The organism is Escherichia marmotae, assembly GCF_002900365.1.
Classification (GTDB): domain Bacteria; phylum Pseudomonadota; class Gammaproteobacteria; order Enterobacterales; family Enterobacteriaceae; genus Escherichia; species Escherichia marmotae.
The window spans coordinates 2,641,400-2,662,861 of the sequence record NZ_CP025979.1; the positions used below are offsets into that span (position 1 = coordinate 2,641,400).

Annotated in this window: 22 protein-coding genes, 1 tRNA gene and 1 pseudogene; 6 read left to right on the forward strand and 18 right to left on the reverse strand. The window is 50.8% G+C overall.

Annotated elements, in window-relative coordinates:
* The first annotated feature begins 19 nt into the window (after positions 1-19).
* Together argG and C1192_RS13610 are read left to right on the forward strand one after the other, a co-directional pair.
* Entirely contained in the window at positions 20-1,363 is a 1,344-nt protein-coding gene (argG, locus tag C1192_RS13600; RefSeq protein ID WP_001517161.1) for an argininosuccinate synthase, read from the forward strand.
* A 182-nt stretch (positions 1,364-1,545) separates the two neighbouring features.
* Positions 1,546-2,498: pseudogene (locus C1192_RS13610) on the forward strand (helix-turn-helix domain-containing protein).
* Positions 2,499-2,563: 65 nt separating this feature from the next.
* Here the strand turns inward: C1192_RS13610 and C1192_RS13615 are convergent.
* The 6 genes from C1192_RS13615 to rlmE all read right to left on the reverse strand — a co-directional run bounded on the left by C1192_RS13615 (position 2,564) and on the right by rlmE (position 8,155).
* A tRNA-Leu gene (locus C1192_RS13615) sits at positions 2,564-2,650 on the reverse strand.
* A gap of 13 nt (positions 2,651-2,663) precedes the next feature.
* Complete coding sequence (gene secG / locus C1192_RS13620; RefSeq protein WP_001517162.1) at positions 2,664-2,996, reverse strand: preprotein translocase subunit SecG; 333 nt, start codon at positions 2,994-2,996, stop codon at positions 2,664-2,666.
* Positions 2,997-3,223: 227 nt separating this feature from the next.
* Positions 3,224-4,561 (reverse strand): phosphoglucosamine mutase, encoded by a 1,338-nt coding sequence (glmM, locus tag C1192_RS13625; protein WP_000071146.1) that lies wholly within the window; start codon positions 4,559-4,561, stop codon positions 3,224-3,226.
* Positions 4,554-5,402 (reverse strand): dihydropteroate synthase, encoded by an 849-nt coding sequence (gene folP / locus C1192_RS13630; RefSeq protein ID WP_038355869.1) that lies wholly within the window; start codon positions 5,400-5,402, stop codon positions 4,554-4,556. Before folP ends, glmM begins: the two co-directional genes overlap by 8 nt.
* A gap of 89 nt (positions 5,403-5,491) precedes the next feature.
* Positions 5,492-7,426 (reverse strand): ATP-dependent zinc metalloprotease FtsH, encoded by a 1,935-nt coding sequence (gene ftsH, locus C1192_RS13635; RefSeq protein WP_038355868.1) that lies wholly within the window; start codon positions 7,424-7,426, stop codon positions 5,492-5,494.
* Positions 7,427-7,525: 99 nt separating this feature from the next.
* The gene (gene rlmE, locus C1192_RS13640; protein WP_000145975.1) at positions 7,526-8,155 is read right to left on the reverse strand and encodes a 23S rRNA (uridine(2552)-2'-O)-methyltransferase RlmE; all 630 of its coding nucleotides are present in this window, start codon (positions 8,153-8,155) and stop codon (positions 7,526-7,528) included.
* Between the two features lie 126 nt (positions 8,156-8,281).
* Here rlmE and yhbY point away from each other — a divergent pair, with 126 nt between their 5' ends.
* A complete protein-coding gene (yhbY, locus tag C1192_RS13645) occupies positions 8,282-8,575 on the forward strand; it encodes a ribosome assembly RNA-binding protein YhbY (RefSeq protein ID WP_001054420.1) in 294 nt (97 codons plus the stop codon).
* 155 nt (positions 8,576-8,730) lie between these two features.
* Here yhbY and greA read toward each other — a convergent pair whose 3' ends face one another.
* Positions 8,731-9,207, reverse strand: a complete 477-nt coding sequence (gene greA / locus C1192_RS13650; RefSeq protein ID WP_001148001.1) for a transcription elongation factor GreA — start codon at positions 9,205-9,207, stop codon at positions 8,731-8,733.
* Between the two features lie 247 nt (positions 9,208-9,454).
* Here greA and dacB point away from each other — a divergent pair, with 247 nt between their 5' ends.
* Positions 9,455-10,888: a serine-type D-Ala-D-Ala carboxypeptidase gene (gene dacB, locus C1192_RS13655; protein ID WP_038355867.1), complete on the forward strand. Its 1,434-nt coding sequence runs from the start codon at positions 9,455-9,457 to the stop codon at positions 10,886-10,888.
* A 99-nt stretch (positions 10,889-10,987) separates the two neighbouring features.
* On the opposite strand, the gene ltrA is transcribed toward dacB, so the two are convergent.
* The 5 genes from ltrA to rplU form a co-directional block, all read right to left on the reverse strand.
* Entirely contained in the window at positions 10,988-12,340 is a 1,353-nt protein-coding gene (gene ltrA, locus C1192_RS13660; protein WP_103194782.1) for a group II intron reverse transcriptase/maturase, read from the reverse strand.
* A gap of 451 nt (positions 12,341-12,791) precedes the next feature.
* The gene (cgtA, locus tag C1192_RS13665) at positions 12,792-13,964 is read right to left on the reverse strand and encodes an Obg family GTPase CgtA (protein WP_000673561.1); all 1,173 of its coding nucleotides are present in this window, start codon (positions 13,962-13,964) and stop codon (positions 12,792-12,794) included.
* A gap of 15 nt (positions 13,965-13,979) precedes the next feature.
* Positions 13,980-14,945 (reverse strand): DMT family transporter, encoded by a 966-nt coding sequence (locus C1192_RS13670; protein ID WP_038354544.1) that lies wholly within the window; start codon positions 14,943-14,945, stop codon positions 13,980-13,982.
* Positions 14,946-15,071: 126 nt separating this feature from the next.
* Complete coding sequence (gene rpmA, locus C1192_RS13675) at positions 15,072-15,329, reverse strand: 50S ribosomal protein L27 (protein WP_000940596.1); 258 nt, start codon at positions 15,327-15,329, stop codon at positions 15,072-15,074.
* 20 nt (positions 15,330-15,349) lie between these two features.
* Positions 15,350-15,661 (reverse strand): 50S ribosomal protein L21, encoded by a 312-nt coding sequence (rplU, locus tag C1192_RS13680; protein WP_000271401.1) that lies wholly within the window; start codon positions 15,659-15,661, stop codon positions 15,350-15,352.
* Between the two features lie 258 nt (positions 15,662-15,919).
* Between rplU and ispB the strand changes: the two genes are divergently transcribed.
* Together ispB and sfsB are read left to right on the forward strand one after the other, a co-directional pair.
* The gene (ispB, locus tag C1192_RS13685; protein WP_038354545.1) at positions 15,920-16,891 is read left to right on the forward strand and encodes an octaprenyl diphosphate synthase; all 972 of its coding nucleotides are present in this window, start codon (positions 15,920-15,922) and stop codon (positions 16,889-16,891) included.
* Positions 16,892-17,118: 227 nt separating this feature from the next.
* Complete coding sequence (gene sfsB, locus C1192_RS13690; RefSeq protein ID WP_000429729.1) at positions 17,119-17,397, forward strand: DNA-binding transcriptional regulator SfsB; 279 nt, start codon at positions 17,119-17,121, stop codon at positions 17,395-17,397.
* 47 nt (positions 17,398-17,444) lie between these two features.
* Here the strand turns inward: sfsB and murA are convergent, their stop codons facing one another.
* From murA to mlaE, 6 genes are all read right to left on the reverse strand, one after another.
* Complete coding sequence (gene murA, locus C1192_RS13695) at positions 17,445-18,704, reverse strand: UDP-N-acetylglucosamine 1-carboxyvinyltransferase (protein WP_038354546.1); 1,260 nt, start codon at positions 18,702-18,704, stop codon at positions 17,445-17,447.
* Positions 18,705-18,758: 54 nt separating this feature from the next.
* Positions 18,759-19,013 carry a BolA family iron metabolism protein IbaG gene (ibaG, locus tag C1192_RS13700; protein ID WP_010379217.1) on the reverse strand — a complete coding sequence of 85 codons (255 nt, stop codon included), beginning with the start codon at positions 19,011-19,013 and terminating at the stop codon, positions 18,759-18,761.
* 159 nt (positions 19,014-19,172) lie between these two features.
* A complete protein-coding gene (gene mlaB, locus C1192_RS13705; RefSeq protein ID WP_000004490.1) occupies positions 19,173-19,466 on the reverse strand; it encodes a lipid asymmetry maintenance protein MlaB in 294 nt (97 codons plus the stop codon).
* A complete protein-coding gene (gene mlaC / locus C1192_RS13710) occupies positions 19,466-20,101 on the reverse strand; it encodes a phospholipid-binding protein MlaC (RefSeq protein ID WP_000476484.1) in 636 nt (211 codons plus the stop codon). The genes mlaB and mlaC overlap by 1 nt, the downstream gene beginning before the upstream one ends.
* 18 nt (positions 20,102-20,119) lie before the next feature.
* Entirely contained in the window at positions 20,120-20,671 is a 552-nt protein-coding gene (gene mlaD, locus C1192_RS13715; protein ID WP_001517165.1) for an outer membrane lipid asymmetry maintenance protein MlaD, read from the reverse strand.
* A 4-nt stretch (positions 20,672-20,675) separates the two neighbouring features.
* Positions 20,676-21,458: a lipid asymmetry maintenance ABC transporter permease subunit MlaE gene (mlaE, locus tag C1192_RS13720; protein ID WP_000925792.1), complete on the reverse strand. Its 783-nt coding sequence runs from the start codon at positions 21,456-21,458 to the stop codon at positions 20,676-20,678.
* Positions 21,459-21,462: the final 4 nt, after the last annotated feature.

A 21,462-nucleotide genomic window follows, 5' to 3' on the forward strand; every position in this document is an offset into this window, starting at 1 on the left:
TCAAGCAGGGTGTTATTTTATGACGACGATTCTCAAGCATCTCCCGGTAGGTCAACGTATTGGTATCGCTTTTTCTGGCGGTCTGGACACCAGTGCCGCACTGCTGTGGATGCGACAAAAGGGAGCTGTCCCTTATGCATATACTGCAAATTTGGGCCAGCCAGACGAAGAGGATTATGATGCGATCCCTCGTCGAGCCATGGAATACGGCGCGGAGAATGCTCGTCTGATCGACTGCCGCAAACAACTGGTGGCTGAAGGTATTGCCGCTATTCAGTGTGGTGCTTTCCATAACACCACCGGCGGTCTGACCTATTTTAACACCACGCCACTGGGCCGCGCCGTAACCGGCACCATGCTGGTTGCTGCGATGAAAGAAGATGGCGTTAACATCTGGGGTGATGGCAGCACCTATAAAGGAAACGATATCGAACGTTTCTATCGTTACGGCCTGCTTACCAACGCCGAATTGCAGATTTACAAACCGTGGCTTGATACTGACTTTATTGATGAGTTAGGCGGTCGTCATGAAATGTCTGAATTTATGATTGCCTGCGGTTTCGACTACAAAATGTCGGTTGAAAAAGCCTACTCCACAGACTCCAACATGCTCGGCGCGACGCACGAAGCGAAAGATCTGGAATACCTCAACTCCAGCGTCAAAATCGTCAACCCGATTATGGGTGTGAAATTCTGGGACGAGAGCGTGAAGATCCCGGCAGAAGAAGTCACGGTACGTTTTGAGCTGGGGCATCCGGTAGCGCTAAACGGTAAAACCTTTAGCGACGATGTAGAAATGATGCTTGAAGCCAACCGCATTGGTGGCCGTCACGGCCTGGGCATGAGCGACCAGATCGAAAACCGTATCATCGAAGCGAAAAGCCGTGGTATCTACGAAGCTCCGGGGATGGCTCTGCTGCATATCGCTTATGAACGTCTGCTGACCGGTATTCACAACGAAGATACCATTGAGCAATATCACGCGCATGGTCGCCAGTTGGGACGTCTGCTGTATCAGGGACGTTGGTTCGACTCTCAGGCGCTGATGCTACGAGACTCCCTGCAACGCTGGGTTGCCAGCCAGATTACAGGTGAAGTTACCCTGGAACTGCGTCGCGGTAACGACTACTCCATCCTCAATACTGTCTCTGACAACCTGACTTATAAGCCAGAGCGTCTGACAATGGAAAAAGGTGACTCAGTGTTCTCACCAGACGATCGTATTGGTCAACTGACCATGCGTAACCTGGATATCACTGACACCCGCGAGAAACTTTTCGGTTATGCCAAAACTGGCCTGCTCTCCTCTTCTGCCGCTTCTGGCGTGCCGCAGGTTGAGAATCTGGAAAACAAAGGTCAGTAATTTCAGAGAGTTCGTGCTAAAGGCCGCCATTGCGGCCTTTTTTTACGGCTAAGAGAATGTGGCCACGCTTGGGATTCACATGTCCGGTTTCGGAGTTAAAGTAAAATTCAAATTAAATAAAGTAAATATCAGTCCATTCTATTTTTACTTTATTCTTTCATGCTCAGTAAAAGGAATGACCAATGAATGGTGAATATTTTGTACGCCTCGCAGTACATACTCTGAAATGTACCCAAAAAGATTTAGCAAACCAGTTAGGTGTTTCCTCAACACAAATTAGCAAGTGGAAAAAAGGGGAACATATGTCTACTGACATGGAAAAAAATTCAGAGATATTACACAAATAGGGCATTACTCTCCTCAACTAGTTGAATGGGCGGGCTCAGTCGAGAATGCTGAGAAATGGGATCGACTTATCCATTTTCTTGCTCAACAAGCTATGGAAGGCTCTGAAACGGGTTATATAACACGACCTATTACTGACGAAGATGGCTTTTTGGTTGAAGAAACAATAGATGTATTGAACCGCATAGGTTTTCCTTCACCTCTTTCCTTTCCCAAAGAACTTAATATTGACGGCAAAAATGCTGATCATAAAGAGGCTTTTTGGGAGGTCATAGAGAACAACGCTCATTGTTCCGTAATCAATGACATTTACCATGCTCTGAATGACGTTTATGGATTCTACATAGCATATGTTGATGAGTTAGTTCAGGATGATGATTTAGATGTCTATTCCAGCGAAGCCATCAATATTCAGAGTTCATTGATATCACTTGCCGCATGCAAAATTGAAATTGATACTCCGATTGCGTCAAACATTAAACAGTTTCGTTATAAAGTTCAAAAAGACTACGAAAATTGGTTGAATCAACTCAAGATGATGGCATTCAGGGCGGGAATCCCGTTAAGAGCCGAACTTCTGGATATGGTTTATAACACTGCTGACCAACTTAGCGTTGCAGCAGAAGCCGAAAGTTTCGATTTCAATAAATCTCGCATTCATCCTGATATATACATGAACGAGATCCTTACTGGTATGAGAATAATTCACCAGGTGCTTCCGTTAATAATGCAAAAGTTAGAAATTACAGATTTCAAACTGGATGAAACAGACTTACGGGTGGGGAAATAGCTACCAGAATGTTTAACTTATAAAAACGAAAAAAGACGCTTTTCAGCGTCTTTCTTTCGGAATATTGGTACTGAGGATGGGACTCGAACCCACAAGCCCGTTAGGGCACTACCACCTCAAGGTAGCGTGTCTACCAATTCCACCACCTCAGCACAGATACTACTCTTAGTTCGGGATATCGCTGGTCGGCTTAGCCGGAGCAGCGGGCTGAGTCTGTTCGGTTTTCGCCGGAGCACTCAGATTTTCCCATTCGCTACCTTTATTGGTTTTATTACTGTTGATGTTACCCAACACCAGACTGATGATGAAGAACAACGTTGCCAGCACAGCCGTCATACGGGTCATGAAGTTACCAGAACCACTTGAACCAAACAGCGTAGCGGAAGCGCCTGCTCCGAAGGAGGCTCCCATATCAGCGCCTTTACCTTGCTGCAGCATGATCAGACCAACAAGGCCAATTGCTACAATAAGGAAAACTACTAAAAGAGCTTCGTACATAATCAACCTGTTCCTTGCGGAGTTGCCGCGTACCAATGCTTCAACCAATAAAGCGGGATAATTTAATCTTTCCCACTGAAGCGGGTGTGAATACTAACCAAAGCGAATGACCTTCGCAAGGGCAATTTTATTGCATTGTATCAACTGCGGAAAAAAACAGCAAAACCGATGTACATAAGTAGAACAAAGGCGACAATCGCCGCCTTTTTAGCCAGTTAGCAATCGCATTAAACCGCTTTTACCGCATCAGCGATACGGTGGGCAAATTCAGTCACCTGTGCTTCGTCTTCACCTTCGACCATCACGCGAATCAACGGCTCGGTGCCAGATTTACGCAGCAGCACGCGTCCACGGCTACCCAGCGCCGCTTCAACTTCCGCTGTCACGGCTTTAACTGATTCATGCTCAAGCGGATCGCCGCTGCCTGCGGTATAACGCACGTTAACCAGAATCTGCGGGAACATTTTCATGCCACTGCAAAGGTCGTGCAGACTCATGTGGTTGCGCGCCATCGCCGCCAGTACCTGCAAACCGGCAACGATGCCGTCACCGGTGGTGGTTTTATCCAGCAGAATCACATGACCGGAGTTCTCCGCGCCGATGCGCCAGCCTTTCTCCTGCATTTTTTCCAGTACATAGCGGTCGCCCACTTTTGCGCGAGCAAATGGAATACCTAGCTGTTTCAGCGCCAATTCCAGCCCCATATTGCTCATTAATGTGCCCACTACGCCACCACGCAACTGCCCCTGACGAAGACCTTCACGCGCGATGATATACATGATCTGATCGCCATCGACTTTATTGCCTTCATGGTCAACCATGATGACGCGGTCGCCGTCGCCGTCAAAGGCAATGCCGAGATCCGCTTTTTCAGCCAGTACACGCGCCTGTAATGCACGAACATCAGTTGCCCCCACTTCGGCATTGATGTTTACACCATTCGGCTCACAACCGATGGCGATTACGTTCGCTCCCAGCTCGCGCAGTACATTTGGAGCGATGTGATAGGTTGCACCATTTGCGCAATCCACCACAATCTTCAGTTCACTGAGGCTAAGTTCGTTCGGGAACGTGGCTTTGCAAAATTCGATATAGCGACCCGCAGCATCAACAATACGGCTGGCTTTACCCAGTTCTGCCGAATCAACGCAGCTAATCTCTTTTTCCATTTCAGCTTCGATGGCTTCTTCGACTGCATCTGGCAGTTTAGTGCCGTCGATGGAAAAGAATTTAATACCATTATCGTAGAACGGGTTATGCGATGCAGAAATCACAATCCCGGCCTCTGCACGAAAGGTGCGTGTCAGATAAGCCACCGCCGGTGTTGGCATCGGGCCGGTGAAGAGCGCGGAAAGGCCCGCTGCCGCTAGGCCGGCTTCCAGCGCCGACTCCAACATATAGCCAGAAATACGGGTATCTTTGCCGATAATGATCTTCCGGGAGCCGTGCCGCGCCAGTACTTTACCCGCAGCCCAGCCCAGTTTAAGCACAAAATCAGGTGTGATCGGCGCATCCCCAACACGACCACGAATCCCATCGGTCCCGAAATATTTACGATTACTCATAGCGTTTATTTTCCTTTGCAGACAGAGTGGCTTCCACCACCCGCATCACTTCTACGGTTTCTTTGACGTCATGAACACGAATAATGTGCGCGCCCTGCATTGCGGCAATTACCGCACAAGCCAGACTGCCGCTCAGACGCTCAGACGGCCCAACATTCAGTAGCTGTCCAATCATCGATTTTCGTGACATACCCACCAACAGCGGCAGATTGAAATGATGAAATTCAGCCAGACGCGCCAGTAATGAATAGTTATGGGAGAGATTTTTACCGAAACCGAATCCGGGGTCGAGCAACAATTTCTCTTTTGCGATACCCGCCTGTTCACAACGTGCTATTTGCTCAATAAAGTAGCGATTCACTTCAGCAAAGACATCATCATATTTCGGTGCTTCCTGCATGGTCTTTGGATTTCCCTGCATATGCATCAGACATACGGGTAAACCGGTTTCCGCAGCCGCTTCCAGAGCACCTGGCTCGGAAAGGGATCGGATATCGTTAATGATGTGAGCGCCCACTCTTGCCGATTCCCGGATGACTTCCGGTTTAGAAGTATCGACCGAGATCCAAACTTCGAATCGTTGCGCAATTGCCTCAACCACCGGAATAACACGCTGCAACTCTTCTTCAACACTCACTTCCGCTGCCCCTGGACGCGTGGACTCTCCACCAACGTCAATGATCGTCGCGCCAGCGTTGATCATCAGGTTCGCATGTTTCACTGCATCAGTCAGTGAGTTATGCGTACCGCCATCAGAGAAAGAATCTGGCGTAACGTTGAGGATCCCCATTACGTGAGGATGGCTAAGATCCAGTGAAGAGCCCTGGGCAAAGAGTTTCATGGTGTTATCCCTGGTATAAATTGATAAGAAAAAACCCCGGAGCACGCCCCGGGGTTTTCGGTACAAATACAGTCATCTGATGCGGGAACTTACTTGTCGCCTAACTGCTCTGACATGGTATTACCCGGATTTGGCGTGCGTGGTTCATCAACCGGACGCGGTGCCTTTGGAGTGCCATTATTGTCAGAATTGTTAGATGCTCCCGACTCTTCCCAACCTGCAGGCGGACGTACATCGCGACGCGCCATCAGGTCATCAATCTGCGGTGCGTCGATGGTCTCATATTTCATGAGTGCATCTTTCATCGCATGCAGGATATCCAGGTTGTCGTTCAACAACTGACGCGCACGATTGTAGTTACGTTCAATCAGTGACTTCACTTCCTGGTCGATGATACGCGCAGTTTCATCGGACATATGTTTAGCTTTGGCCACGCTACGACCGAGGAAAACTTCACCTTCTTCTTCCGCATACAGTAGCGGACCGAGTTTCTCAGAGAAGCCCCACTGGGTCACCATGTTACGCGCCAGGTTGGTCGCAACTTTAATGTCGTTGGACGCCCCGGTAGAAACATGTTCCGGTCCGTAGATGATCTCTTCTGCCAGACGACCGCCGTACAGGGTACTGATCTGGCTTTCCAGTTTCTGACGGCTGGCACTGATAGCATCGCCTTCAGGCAGGAAGAAGGTCACACCCAACGCACGACCGCGCGGGATAATCGTTACTTTGTGTACCGGATCGTGTTCCGGCACCAAGCGACCGATAATCGCATGGCCTGCTTCGTGATACGCGGTGGACTCTTTCTGCGCTTCCGTCATCACCATGGAGCGACGTTCCGCGCCCATCATGATTTTGTCTTTCGCTTTCTCGAACTCAACCATCGAAACAACACGTTTATTGCCACGTGCAGCGAACAGTGCTGCTTCGTTCACCAGGTTAGCCAGATCTGCGCCAGAGAAGCCCGGTGTACCACGGGCGATAATTGCCGCATCAACATCTGGTGCCAGCGGTACGCGACGCATGTGAACTTTCAGGATCTGCTCACGACCACGAACATCTGGCAAACCAACCACAACCTGACGGTCGAAACGACCAGGACGCAGCAGCGCCGGGTCGAGAACGTCCGGGCGGTTAGTCGCAGCGATCACGATGATACCTTCGTTACCTTCGAAGCCGTCCATCTCAACCAGCATCTGGTTAAGTGTCTGTTCACGTTCATCGTGACCACCACCCAGCCCCGCGCCACGCTGGCGGCCTACGGCATCGATTTCATCAATAAAGATGATACACGGAGCCGCTTTCTTCGCCTGTTCGAACATGTCACGTACACGAGATGCACCAACACCAACGAACATTTCAACGAAGTCAGAACCAGAAATGGTAAAGAACGGAACTTTCGCTTCGCCTGCAATGGCTTTCGCCAGCAACGTTTTACCAGTACCCGGAGGACCAACCATCAGAACCCCTTTCGGGATCTTACCGCCCAGTTTCTGGAAGCGGCTCGGCTCACGCAGATACTCAACCAGCTCAGCAACTTCTTCTTTTGCTTCGTCGCAACCAGCAACGTCAGCAAAGGTCGTTTTGATCTGATCTTCCGTCAACATACGTGCTTTGCTCTTACCGAACGACATAGCACCTTTGCCACCGCCGCTCTGCATTTGACGCATGAAGAAGATCCAGACACCAATCAGCAACAGCATCGGGAACCAGGAGATGAAGATAGAAGCCAGCAGGCTTGGCTCTTCAGGCGGTTCACCGACAACCTTGACGTTCTTGGTCAACAGGTTATCCAGTAGTTTTGGATCCTGAACCGGAATGTAAGTGGTATAACGGTTACTATCTTTCTTGGTAACGTTGATTTCACGTCCGTTGATACGCGCTTCACGAACCTGGTCGTTATTGACCTCTTGTAGGAAGGTAGAGTAATCCACCTTACGGCCATTAGACTCGCTGGGCCCAAAGCTCTGGAATACTGACATCAGCACAACGGCAATGACCAGCCAGAGTATTAGGTTTTTCGCCATGTCACTCAAGGGATTAACCTCTTATTACAACTGTGTTAAAAACAGCGTCAGGATACTCTATATCCAGCATCTTTCAAACTTTCGTCTGAAATCTCCCGGTTAGGGTTTACGCCCGGTCGCTACAATATACACTTCCCGCGAACGTGCACGAGAAGAGTCCGGCTTACGAACTTTAACCTTCGTAAACAGGGAGCGAATTTCCCTTAGATACTCATCGAAACCTTCGCCCTGGAACACCTTCACTACAAAACTGCCACCCGGCGCTAACACATCACGACACATTTCTAGCGCCAGTTCCACCAGATACATGGCACGGGGGATATCCACCGCCGGTGTTCCGCTCATGTTTGGTGCCATATCTGACATGACAACCTGGACTTTGCTGTCGCCTACACGCTCCAGCAGAGCCTTCATGACCAGTTCATCACGAAAATCGCCCTGAAGAAAGTCCACACCAACGATAGGATCCATAGGTAAAAGATCGCAAGCGATGATACGGCCTTTGCCGCCAATTTGGGTGACTACATATTGTGACCAACCACCCGGCGCGGCGCCAAGGTCGACTACCGTCATTCCCGGTTTAAAGAGTTTGTCACTTTGCTGTATTTCATCAAGTTTAAACCAGGCACGGGAACGTAACCCCTTTTTCTGTGCCTGTTGAACATATTTATCGCTAAAGTGTTCCTGAAGCCAGCGGCTGGAACTGGCAGAACGCTTCTTACCTGTCATTTAACTTTCCCATTGGGATAACTCATCGTAACCAATTGCGTAAATTTTTACGCGCCTATTTGGTGATATATGGGAGATGGCGGTAGAATGACCCGTTTTCAATCCCAACGTAAGCAAAAAAATACGATGAATCTGAGTACTAAACAAAAACAGCACCTGAAAGGTCTGGCACATCCGCTCAAGCCAGTTGTTCTGCTTGGCAGTAATGGTTTGACCGAAGGGGTGCTGGCCGAGATTGAACAAGCGCTAGAGCACCATGAACTCATCAAGGTGAAAATCGCAACAGAAGATCGCGAAACTAAAACCTTGATCGTGGAAGCTATCGTGCGCGAAACCGGCGCCTGTAATGTACAGGTCATCGGTAAAACGCTGGTGCTTTATCGCCCAACTAAAGAACGTAAAATCTCGCTGCCACGCTAAGATTATCCTAAAGTTACACACATTTTCTGTGTAAAACGAGGGATTTTCCGCAGGCAGGAGAGCAAAATGCCACGCTCTGTTCGTTGATAAAAGGCCGCATAGCGGCCTTTTTCCTTTCTTTACAATACATCAACATTTTGAGTATTGGGTAATTCTTACAGGTATTCCACCTTAATTACTTCAAATTCTACTTCACCGCCCGGCGTTTTGATGACCACAACATCATCTTCTTCTTTGCCGATCAAGCCACGAGCGATAGGCGAGTTTACAGAAATCAGGTTTTGTTTAAAGTCAGCTTCGTCATCACCTACGATGCGATAAGTCTGCTCTTCATCAGAATCCAGATTCAACACCGTTACGGTAGCACCAAAAATAACGCGACCATTGTTCGGCATTTTGGTGACATCGATTACCTGAGCGTTCGACAGCTTGGCTTCGATATCTTTAATACGGCCTTCGCAGAAGCCCTGCTGCTCACGAGCTGCGTGGTATTCGGCGTTCTCTTTCAGATCGCCATGTTCACGCGCTTCAGCAATAGCAGCAATGATTTCAGGACGGCGCACAGATTTCAGAAAATCCAGCTCTTCGCGTAATTTTTCAGCGCCGCGTAAGGTCATCGGAATAGCTTGCATTTGTTATACCTCTTGAATATTCCTGATGGGGCGAGTCTCCACCCACCCCGGCTGTTCGGTCAGCCCGGCATAACTCCTCACCAGGGCCAGAAGCAAAAAAATACCGACCCGGAAACAGGTCCCAGGTCAGCTACAATTCACATTTTGATGGTCATTTTACCCTGAAGTTCCCGAAGGGTCATCGTTTACTTTATAGGGTGTTGCGCCGTAGTATGACGGCTCGATTCCAGGTTGTTAGCGCGAGATTATGCGATTTTCCAGATTTATCATCGGATTGACCAGCGGTATAGCGTTCAGTGTTCAGGCCGCGAATGTTGATGAGTACATTACTCAACTCCCCGCAGGTGCCAACCTTGCCCTGATGGTGCAAAAAGTCGGCGCGTCTGCCCCCACTATTGATTACCACAGTCAGCAGATGGCGCTACCCGCCAGTACGCAAAAAGTCATCACTGCGCTGGCGGCATTGATTCAACTCGGCCCCGACTTTCGTTTTACCACCACGTTGGAAACCAAAGGTAATGTGGAAAATGGTGTGCTTAAAGGCGACTTAGTGGCGCGATTTGGTGCCGATCCGACGCTAAAACGTCAGGATATTCGCAATATGGTAGCAACCCTGAAAAAATCTGGCATCACGCAAATCAATGGCAACGTGCTTATAGATACCTCCATTTTTGCCAGTCACGATAAGGCTCCCGGCTGGCCTTGGAACGACATGACACAATGCTTTAGCGCTCCGCCAGCCGCCGCTATCGTTGACCGCAATTGCTTCTCTGTCTCGCTCTACAGCGCACAAAAGCCCGGTGATATGGCTTTTATTCGCGTGGCATCTTATTACCCCGTTACGATGTTCAGTCAGGTACGCACCCTCCCCCGTGGTTCTGCCGAAGCGCAATATTGCGAGCTGGATGTCGTGCCTGGTGACCTTAACCGCTTTACGCTAACTGGATGCCTGCCACAACGTTCTGAGCCTCTTCCATTGGCCTTTGCCGTACAGGATGGTGCCAGCTATGCTGGGGCGATTCTGAAAGATGAGCTTAAACAGGCAGGCATCACCTATACCGGCACACTGCTGCGCCAGACACAGGTTAATGAGCCGGGAACGGTGGTCGCCAGCAAACAGTCGGCCCCTTTGCATGATCTGCTTAAGATTATGCTGAAAAAATCGGACAACATGATCGCAGATACCGTCTTTCGAATGATTGGTCATGCGCGCTTTAATGTGCCTGGTACATGGCGAGCCGGCTCCGATGCCGTGCGCCAGATCCTGCGTCAGCAAGCCGGTGTCGATATTGGCAACACCATTATTGCCGATGGTTCAGGGCTTTCACGACATAACCTGATTGCGCCAGCCACCATGATGCAAGTGCTACAATACATTGCCCAGCATGATAACGAGCTTAACTTTATCTCCATGCTGCCGCTGGCAGGCTATGACGGCTCGTTACAGTACCGTGCCGGTCTGCATCAGGCGGGGGTAGATGGCAAAGTTTCGGCAAAAACAGGATCGTTACAAGGCGTGTATAACCTGGCGGGATTCATTACCACGGCAAGTGGGCAACGGATGGCATTTGTACAATATCTTTCTGGCTATGCGGTAGAACCGGCGGATCAACGTAATCGCCGCATTCCGTTGGTGCGCTTTGAAAGCCGCTTGTACAAAGATATTTATCAGAACAATTAGTTAATCGGGATAGGAGCTGATCTCACGATCAGCTTCCTCCCACACCACCGTACGTACGGGGCCGTATACGGCGGTTCGGTTATGTTGATCGTCGCCTGCCTATACTTCTGGCAGGCCCAGTCTGGAGAACAGCTTATTGGGGAGTGCTATATTCAGTGCCGGACTACAGCTTATCCGCCACTCTTTATGGCAGCTTCCTGCTGTTTGCGCCGCAAGGTCCTTGCTTACGCCTCGACTGCGCAACTCCCTGAAGCGGTTGCGGCCCGTTTTCCACTGTTTCCAGAGTATGCTTCGCAGCCTGCGCCTTATCCATCCGTTCAGCTCTCGCATCAGCGATGGCCTCTGGTTCAGCCCGTAGTAACTTTTCCAGCCCGTCAGATATCGTCTTAGCGGCTGAGTTAGCTGTTCAAGGCTTCTCCCTGTGTTGCGTCCGGTCAGTGCTCTTATCCGCATTTTGAACCGTTTTATCGACTCCGGCGATACCACGCACCATACCTTCCGCCCCCTTATGAAGCTGTATCCAAGGAACTTGCGCGTTTCAGGGCGTGCTACAGCACTCTTCTTCGCGTTGACCTTCAGCTTCAGTTTATGGCTCAGCCAGTGCGTCAACCCCGCCATGATCCGGTTGCCTGCCCGTTCGCTTTTCACGTAGACATTACAGTCGTCTGCGTACCGCACGAACTTCAGACCACGTTTCTCCAGTTCCTTGTCGAGGTCGTCAAGCAGCAGGTTCGATAGCAGCGGCGACAGTGGGCCGCCCTGCGGCGTTCCTTCTGTCACCGGCCTTACCAGACCTGCGTCCATCACCCCTGCATTCAGGAACCTGCGGATAAGTGACAACACCCGTTTATCCGATACTCGTTTCTCTATCCGGCTCATCAGCACATCGTGATTTACCCGGTCGAAGAACTTCTCCAGATCGAGGTCGACCACCCAGTGATACCCGGCCCCGATATGTTCCCGGGCTTGTATCACTGCCTGGTGGGCCGAACGACCGGGACGGAACCCGTAGCTGTTGTCGCTGAACGAGCTATCCCACTGTGCCTGCAATACCTGCATCATCGCCTGCTGGATGAAGCGATCCACCACCGTCGGGATGCCCAGCAGACGTTCGCCGCCGCCGGGCTTCGGTATGGACACTCTTCTCACAGGAGATGGGCGGTATCTGCCGGACAGCAGTTGCGCTTTCAGCTCTGGCCAGTGGTGCCTCAGGTAGTCCGGCAGTTCGCTTACGCGCATACCATCGACTCCCGCTGCACCTTTGTTGGCTTTAACTCTTTTCAGGGCTTGCCTGAGATTGACTGGTTCACAAATGGCTTCCATCAGCCACACTGTTGACGACGGACTTTCTCTGTTCGTCGGTGCCTGCACGGTTTCAGCCCCCGGAAGGGCGGCGTTCGGGGCTTCACCCCGTTCCCCGGCCTCAGGGTCGCGATGCGTTTTCTGCTGCATGACCGTTCAGAACCTCCGTTGATACTCGTCACTCATTACCGTTCGGGCCTTCGGGTGTCATGCCCTACTATGCCCTCTGCTGACTCCTGTCCGCCGGTCAGCGCCCCTTACGGTACGCTCAGTTCTGGATACAGAACGACGGACAGGCCTCCCGGGGTAAGTTCAGCCGCCTTCACCACACACCTGTCCGATTTACCACCCCGGTTCTTGATGGTTATGGCCTTCGCAATTCTTTGCTTGCTCCGCCAACCGGGTAGGCCTCGTATCGGATTTCTGTTCGTCAGGTCATGGATTTGCTTCACGCTTCCTTCAGACCCCGCCTCACGACGACGCCCTTGCGCTTCGCTAGTCCTTCGCCACCATCAGGCTGGACAGGGGACTTTCACCCCCGAGCTGCTGAACATGCCCGGCACACAAAAGAAACCCCGGCGCAGTGCCGGGGTTTTGCTGATTAACGCTTGTAAATGAACTCAACGCCCTCTTCGTCGTCTTCGTCCCAGTCGTCATCCCAGTCTTCATCATCCTCTTCAGCAATCTCTTCAAGCTGCTGACGGTGATAATCATCCCACATGAATTCGACTTTCTCTGGCTGTTTCGCTTCTTCGGCCTGCACCACTGGGTTTTCGATGATAAAGGTCATCACATCCCAGCAGAGGTCTTTCACGCCCAGCCCGCTCGCTGCAGAGATCAGATAATATTTATCTTCCCAACCCAGCGCCTCAGCGATGGCTTTCGCTTTCTCTTCGGCTTCCGCTTTATCCAGCAGGTCAATCTTGTTGAAGACTAACCAGCGTGGTTTCGCCGCCAGATCCTGGCTGTATTTTTCCAGCTCGCTAATAATAATACGCGCGTTCTCAACCGGATCGGTGCCGTCAATCGGATCGATATCGATAAGGTGCAGCAATACGCGGCAACGTTCCAGATGCTTCAGGAAGCGGATCCCCAGACCTGCACCTTCAGCAGCACCTTCAATCAGCCCCGGAATATCAGCAACAACGAAGCTCTTCTCATTGTCCATACGAACCACGCCAAGGCTTGGCACCAGAGTGGTAAACGGATAGTCCGCCACTTTCGGTTTAGCCGCAGATACTGCGCGGATAAAGGTCGATTTACCAGCGTTTGGCATCCCCAGCATCCCGACATCAGCCAGCAGCATCAGCTCCAGCAGCAGCTCACGCTTATCACCTGGCGTACCGTTGGTTTTCTGCCGGGGAGTACGGTTAACCGATGATTTGAAGCGGGTGTTGCCCAGGCCGTGCCAGCCGCCCTTAGCAACCAGCAGACGCTGACCGTGTTTGGTCATATCGCCCATGGTTTCACCAGTGCCCTGATCGATAACACGCGTACCTACTGGCACTTTAATCGTCACGTCTTTACCACGCTTACCGGTACAGTCGCGGCTTGCACCGTTCTGGCCACGCTCTGCACGGAAAGATTTTTCAAAACGGTAATCGATAAGCGTGTTCAGGTTCTCGTCGGCTTCCATCCATACGTCGCCGCCGTCACCACCATCGCCGCCATCCGGGCCGCCTTTCGGAATATATTTTTCGCGGCGGAAGCTCACACAACCATTGCCGCCATCACCTGCAACGACCAGAATCGATGCTTCATCAACAAACTTCATTTTATTCTCCGTAAATCATTCGCCTGCGCGGGGTTGCGATACCACCGTTGTATGCTTACGTAATCCGCCCCAAATACGATGACCAATGGCGGAATACATCGCGCCCGCAACCACGACAAACGCACCGAGATAACCTAAAAGGTTTAACATCGGTCTGGCGAAGAAATCGGGCCAGGCCAGTGATAAAAGATCTGAAAAAAACAGCGTAAACAGTGGAGTAAGCGTGATGATCGCGCTCACCTGCGCTGCCTGCCAGCGTGCCATCGCTTCCGCCAGGGCGCCATATCCTACCAACGTATTCAGCCCGCAAAAAATTAAACATGCGAGTTGCCAGTTGCTAAGCTGCGCTATTACCCCTGGTTTCGCCAGTGGGAAGAGCGCCACTGTACATAAAGTGTACAGCAAAAACAGGATCTGCGGTGATGCCAACCGACGCAATAAAACCTTTTGCGCCACGCCATAACTCACCCAGACCGTTGCAGCACCGACACCAAAGATAACACCCCAGGTGTAATCGGTGAGCTTTGTAAAAATCTCAACCAGACTGGTGTTAAAGAACATCACCAGCCCACTCAGAAGCATCAATGCTCCCACTACCTGAGTGCTACGCATTTTCTCTTTCAGGATAAATACGCTGGCAACCATCATGCCAACCGGCGAGAGTTGCCCTATCACCTGCGAGGCGGTAGGACTCAAGTATTGCAAGGATGAGCTGAACAGGATGAAATTCCCAAACAGTCCGGCAGTCGCCACCGCCAGTAATATCAACCAACGTGGCTTACGAAACACGCGTAATGGCGGCAGCTTTTTCTTCACTGCAAGAATGGCACCAAGGCCAATACTCGCCATCAAGAAACGGTAAAACACGATTGTCGGAGGTTCCATCACCTCCAGCACCTGCTTCATTGCGATTGGCAACGCCCCCCAGCAAATTGCTGTGGTGAGCGCCAAAAGAATGCCAATGCCTGCCTGCTGCTTCATACCGTATTCCCTGCAAAACGCATTTGCGGATTAACGCCGCACGATGCGCATTTTTACCGGTTGTCGAATGTAAAAAGCCCCGCAACACGTTGCGGGGCTTTCATCCGTTACCGGGACGCGAAAAACTTATTCAGCTTCGATGCTGATAAACTTACGGTTTTTCGGGCCTTTAACTTCGAATTTCACTTTACCGTCTGCTTTAGCAAACAAAGTGTGGTCACGACCGCAACCTACGTTGGTGCCCGCGTGGAATTTAGTACCACGTTGACGAACGATGATGCTACCCGCCAGAACGGATTCGCCACCGAAACGCTTAACGCCCAGGCGTTTAGCTTCTGAATCGCGACCGTTACGTGTGGAGCCGCCAGCCTTTTTATGTGCCATTTGAAATCTCTCCTCAGGTCTTAGGCGCTGATGCCAGTAATTTTCACATCAGTGAACCACTGACGATGACCCTGCTGCTTACGATAGTGTTTACGACGGCGAAACTTAACGATTTTAACTTTCTCGCCACGACCGTGAGCAACAACTTCAGCTTTGATTACGCCGCCATCAACGAAAGGAACGCCGATTTTGACTTCTTCACCGTTTGCGATCATCAGAACTTCTGCGAACTCAACAGTTTCGCCAGTTGCGATGTCCAGCTTTTCCAGGCGAACGGTCTGACCTTCGCTTACTCGGTGTTGTTTACCACCACTTTGGAAAACCGCGTACATATAAAACTCCGCTTCCGCGCACACCTTTTCAATGATTCAGAGCGCGCTATAAATATTCACAATAGGGCGCGAATATTACGCAAAACGCACGCCTTTGACAAGTGCTACAGTCAATACACGAAGAAAAAAAACACAACTTGTACGGTAACGTTTATCTGTGCCATTTTTTCAGTACAATCACCCTATATTCCTAACCATAAACCCTAAGTTGCCTTTTTTCACAGTAAGGTAATCGGGGCGAAAAGCCCGGCTTTTGCGATGAATTTAGAAAAAATCAATGAGTTAACCGCGCAAGATATGGCGAGTGTTAATGCGGCAATTCTCGAGCAGCTTAATTCCGAAGTCCAACTGATCAATCAGTTAGGCTATTACATCGTCAGCGGCGGGGGTAAACGCATTCGCCCGATGATTGCTGTACTGGCTGCACGAGCTGTTGGCTATGAGGGGAATGCGCATGTCACTATCGCCGCCCTGATCGAGTTTATCCACACGGCGACCCTGCTACACGACGACGTTGTGGATGAATCAGATATGCGCAGGGGTAAAGCTACCGCCAACGCCGCGTTTGGCAATGCTGCCAGCGTGTTGGTTGGTGATTTTATTTATACCCGCGCTTTCCAGATGATGACCAGCCTCGGCTCGCTCAAAGTGCTGGAAGTGATGTCCGAAGCGGTAAACGTCATCGCAGAAGGTGAAGTGCTGCAACTGATGAACGTTAACGACCCGGACATCACCGAAGAAAACTACATGCGCGTTATTTACAGCAAAACCGCGCGCCTGTTTGAGGCTGCTGCTCAGTGTTCCGGAATTCTGGCAGGTTGTACGCCAGAAGAAGAAAAAGGTCTGCAGGATTATGGTCGCTACCTCGGCACCGCTTTCCAGCTAATCGACGATTTGCTCGATTACAATGCCGACGGTGAACAGTTGGGTAAAAACGTCGGGGACGATCTGAACGAAGGTAAACCAACGTTACCGCTGCTGCATGCAATGCATCATGGCACACCGGAACAAGCGCAGATGATCCGTACCGCCATTGAGCAAGGCAACGGGCGTCATCTTCTGGAACCTGTTCTGGAAGCAATGAACGCTTGTGGTTCTCTCGAATGGACGCGTCAGCGTGCCGAGGAAGAAGCAGATAAAGCTATTGAAGCATTACAGGTACTCCCGGACACTCCGTGGCGAGAGGCATTAATCGGCCTCGCGCACATCGCTGTTCAACGCGATCGCTAATCCCTTCCCTGTATCCCGCGCATTGCGCGGGATAATTCCAGTAAGCTCCATAAAAATACTTATTCAGCGCAATACTCTCTGAATAATCAGGCCATTTTTCTTTATATATTCTGAATCTTCACGCTATTTACATGAACTTTTTAGAGCAATTCGCCATCAGGAGTATAGTGATGCTCGACAGAACGCATGTTCTGAATGAAAGCGACTAACTTAAGGAGTGAGGAAAGATGGAGAATAATTTCATTGACTGGCATCCTGCCGACATCATTGCTGGTTTGCGGAAAAAAGGAACATCAATGGCTGCGGAGTCTCGCAGAAATGGTTTAAGTTCTTCGACGCTGGCAAATGCATTATCACGTCCCTGGCCGAAGGGAGAGATGATTATTGCGAAAGCATTAGGAACGGAACCTTGGGTAATCTGGCCATCACGCTATCACGATCCGCAGACACATGCGTTTATCGACAGAACACAGTTAATGCGCAGCTACACCAAACCGAAAAAATGAGTTGTCTGGCGGTAGCCCCGCGAACGGGGCTGCCAGCTTTCAGACGATTACTCGCCTTTCACACGCTCGATGTTCGCACCTAAGGCACGCAGTTTGTCTTCAATGCGTTCGTAGCCGCGATCGATGTGATAAATACGATCAACAACCGTAGTTCCTTCTGCAATACAACCAGCCAGCACCAGACTTGCTGAAGCACGCAGATCGGTCGCCATAACCTGTGCGCCGGAAAGTTTTTCGACACCGTGACAAATAACGGTATTGCTTTCAATCTCGGCATGCGCGCCCATACGGCTCAGTTCTGGCACGTGCATAAAGCGGTTTTCAAACACAGTTTCAGTGATGAATCCAGTCCCTTCTGCCACCAGGTTCAGCAACGTGAACTGGGCCTGCATATCGGTCGGAAACGCCGGATGCGGCGCGGTACGCACATTAACAGCCTTCGGACGTTTGCCATGCATATCCAGGCTAATCCAGTCCTCACCCACTTCAATATCCGCCCCGGCGTCACGCAACTTCACCAGCACAGCATCGAGGGTATCTGGCTGGGCGTTACGGCAGATAATTTTACCGCGAGAGATCGCCGCAGCGACCAGGAACGTGCCGGTCTCAATACGATCCGGTAGCACGCGGTAGACGCCACCGCCTAAACGTTCCACACCTTCGATGACTATTCGATCAGTACCCTGACCGCTAATTTTCGCGCCCAGCGTAATGAGGAAGTTGGCGGTATCGACGATTTCCGGTTCACGCGCCGCGTTTTCGATAACGGTAGTGCCTTCTGCCAGAGTTGCGGCACACATGATGGTGACTGTTGCTCCAACGCTGACTTTATCCATCACGATATGCGCGCCTTTCAGACGGCCATCGACGGAAGCCTTAACGTAACCTTCTTCCAGTTTGATGGTCGCGCCTAATTGCTCAAGGCCGGAAATATGTAAATCAACCGGGCGCGCACCAATTGTACAACCGCCAGGCAGCGAAACCTGTCCCTGACCGAAACGCGCTACCAGCGGCCCCAGCGCCCAAATAGAAGCGCGCATGGTTTTCACCAGCTCGTAAGGCGCGCAGAACACATTTACATCGCGGGCATCAATATGCACAGAGCCATTACGTTCCACTTTAGCACCAAGCTGACTCAGCAATTTCATTGACGTATCGACGTCTTTCAGTTTCGGAACGTTCTGGATCTCTACTGGCTCTTCCGCCAGTAGCGCGGCAAAAAGGATAGGCAGAGCAGCATTTTTAGCGCCGGAAATTGTGACTTCGCCCTGGAGCTTTGTTGGCCCCTGAACACGAAATTTATCCATTTAGTTTGTTCTCAGTTAACAATTCATATCTGCTACCGGCAAATCGCCCATAGCTCAAAAGCCGTTCAGTTTGCGATCGCGCGCCCACTCCGCAGGGGTATAAGCTTTGATCGACACAGCATGAATGCGGTTATCCGCAATATATTCCATCAGCGGACCATAAACCGTCTGCTGTTTTTTAACCCGGCTCATGCCGTCAAACATCTCACCCACGGCAATAACCTGAAAGTGGCTGCCATCGCCGGAAACGTGGACTTCCTGGAGGGAGAGAGCGTTCATCAGCACGCTCTGAATTTCATTATTTTCCATGGGATCTTCATTCATCAGTTAATAAGCCAGCGAAACATCTTAGAGCAAAGTTGCGCAGTCATAAATAAGCAAAAAGCCTTGCTGATGTATCAAACAAGGCTCAACTTGCAGGCAGATTTGCTGGACTGGCGGTTAACGCCTTATCCAGCCTGAAAAAATTTAACGAGGCAGGACATCAGACGGCAAATTATACAACTTTGCCAGGGTATAGACTTTATCGTTTACCCCCTGAAGCGTCACGCTGTGACCCTGCTTTTTCGCCAGATTGATAAGGTGGAGCAGCAACGCCAACCCACCTGTATCAACGCGGGACACGCGACTGAGATCGATGCAGGTAATTCCCTTCATCGCTTCTTCACGCACTTCCCAAAGCGGTAGCAGTACGTCTTGATCCAACTCTCCAGCTAATGCCAGAGTGTCACCCGTCTGCACCCAGCTCAGTGACTCACTCATTATTTTTTCTCTTCCAGAGTGATTTTCTGTTGAGAAATCGATTTCAGTTGCGCAGTCAGGCCGTCGATACCTTTGGTACGCAGCAGCGTTCCCCACTCGTTTTGTTTGGTGGTGATCATGCTGACGCCTTCGGCAATCATGTCGTAAGCCTGCCAGTTGCCAGTTTGGGAATTTTTGCGCCACTGGAAATCCAGACGTACCGGCGGGCGGCCATTCGGGTCAATAATGGTGACACGAATAGGCACAATGGTTTTGTCGCCCAGCGGCTGTTCTGGCGCAATCTGGTAAGTCTGACCGTGATACATCGCCAGTGCCTGACCGTAAGCCTGCTTCAGGTACTCACGGAAAGCGGCAAAGTACGCGTCACGTTGGGCCGGGGTAGCACTCTTGTAATACTGACCCAGCACCAGTGCACCAGCGTATTTCACCTGCACATACGGCAGTAGCTCCTGATCAACAATAGTACGCAGATAATCCGGGTTAGCCCGAATTTGCGGTTGCTCATTCTTCAGGCGATCGAACGTTTTCTGCGCCGCCTCGTCCATCAGCTTATACGGATTGGTCTGGTCTGCCGCTGTTGCCGCACTCAACGGTGCAATCACCAGCAAAGCGACCATCATTAAACGTTTAAACATGCGTCGGTTCTCCTGAAATTATTTCGTTGTACCCACAGGTTCAGTGGTTTCATTATTACCTGGCGCAGTAGCTGGCGCATCGCCACTATTCTTATTGTCATCGCCTTTACTACCGTAAAGGAACTGACCAATGAGATCTTCCAGCACCATCGCAGACTTGGTGTCCTGAATTGTATCGCCATCCTTCAGGATAGCAGTACCCAGTTCGGGATCTTCAAAACCGACGTTTAACGCCAGATATTGCTCCCCAAGCAGACCGGAAGTACGAATGCTCAGCGAACTGGTGTCAGGAATGTGGTTATAACGTTGTTCAATTTCCAGCGTCACGCGTGGCAAATAGGTTTTTGGATCCAGCGTAATATCTGCCACCCGACCGACTACAACGCCACCAATACTAACCGGAGAGCGCGCTTTCAGACCGCCGATGTTATCGAACGTCGCATAGAGCGTGTAGGTTGGTTCAGTACGTATTGACGTCACGTTTGCCGCCTTCAGGCAAACAAACAGCGCCGCCAGCAGTGCTGCTAATAAAAAGATTCCCACCCAAATTTCATTTTTTTTCGTTTGCATGAACTCAATTCCCAAACATCAATGCGGTCAGCACAAAATCCAGCCCCAGAACAGCCAGAGACGAGTGGACAACGGTGCGAGTGGTGGCCCGGCTAATCCCGGCAGAAGTCGGGATAGCGTCGTAACCGTTAAACAACGAAATCCACGTCACCGTAATGGCGAACACCACGCTCTTAATCAGACAGTTGACCAAATCCATACGCCAGTCGACGGCGTTTTGCATTGCCGACCAGAAGAATCCGCTATCAATACCTTTCCAGCTAACGCCGACCAATGATCCGCCCCAGATCCCCACGGCGACGAAAATAATCGTCAGCAACGGCAATGAAATAACCCCAGCCCAGAAACGTGGAGAAATAACCCGACGCAGCGGATCGACCGCCATCATCTCCATACTGGAGAGTTGTTCTGTGGCGCGCATCAAACCAATTTCAGCAGTTAACGCCGAACCGGCGCGTCCGGCAAACAGCAACGCGGCAACCACCGGCCCCAGTTCACGCAGCAGCGATAACGCCACCAGCATCCCCAGACTGGTTTCCGCACTATAGGTGGTCAGAACCAGATAACCTTGTAGACCCAGCACCATTCCGATGAATACGCCAGAAACCACAATAATCAGCATCGACAGGACGCCGACATTATAGAGCTGACGCACCAGCAGCGGCGCGTGTTTACGAAATTCCGGTTTGCCGACCAGCGCATTGAATAACATTAACCCGGCCCGCCCGAACGTTCTCAGGGTTTTAATCCCTTTATGTCCAAGCGACGCCAGCGCATTTAACAGCATGAGT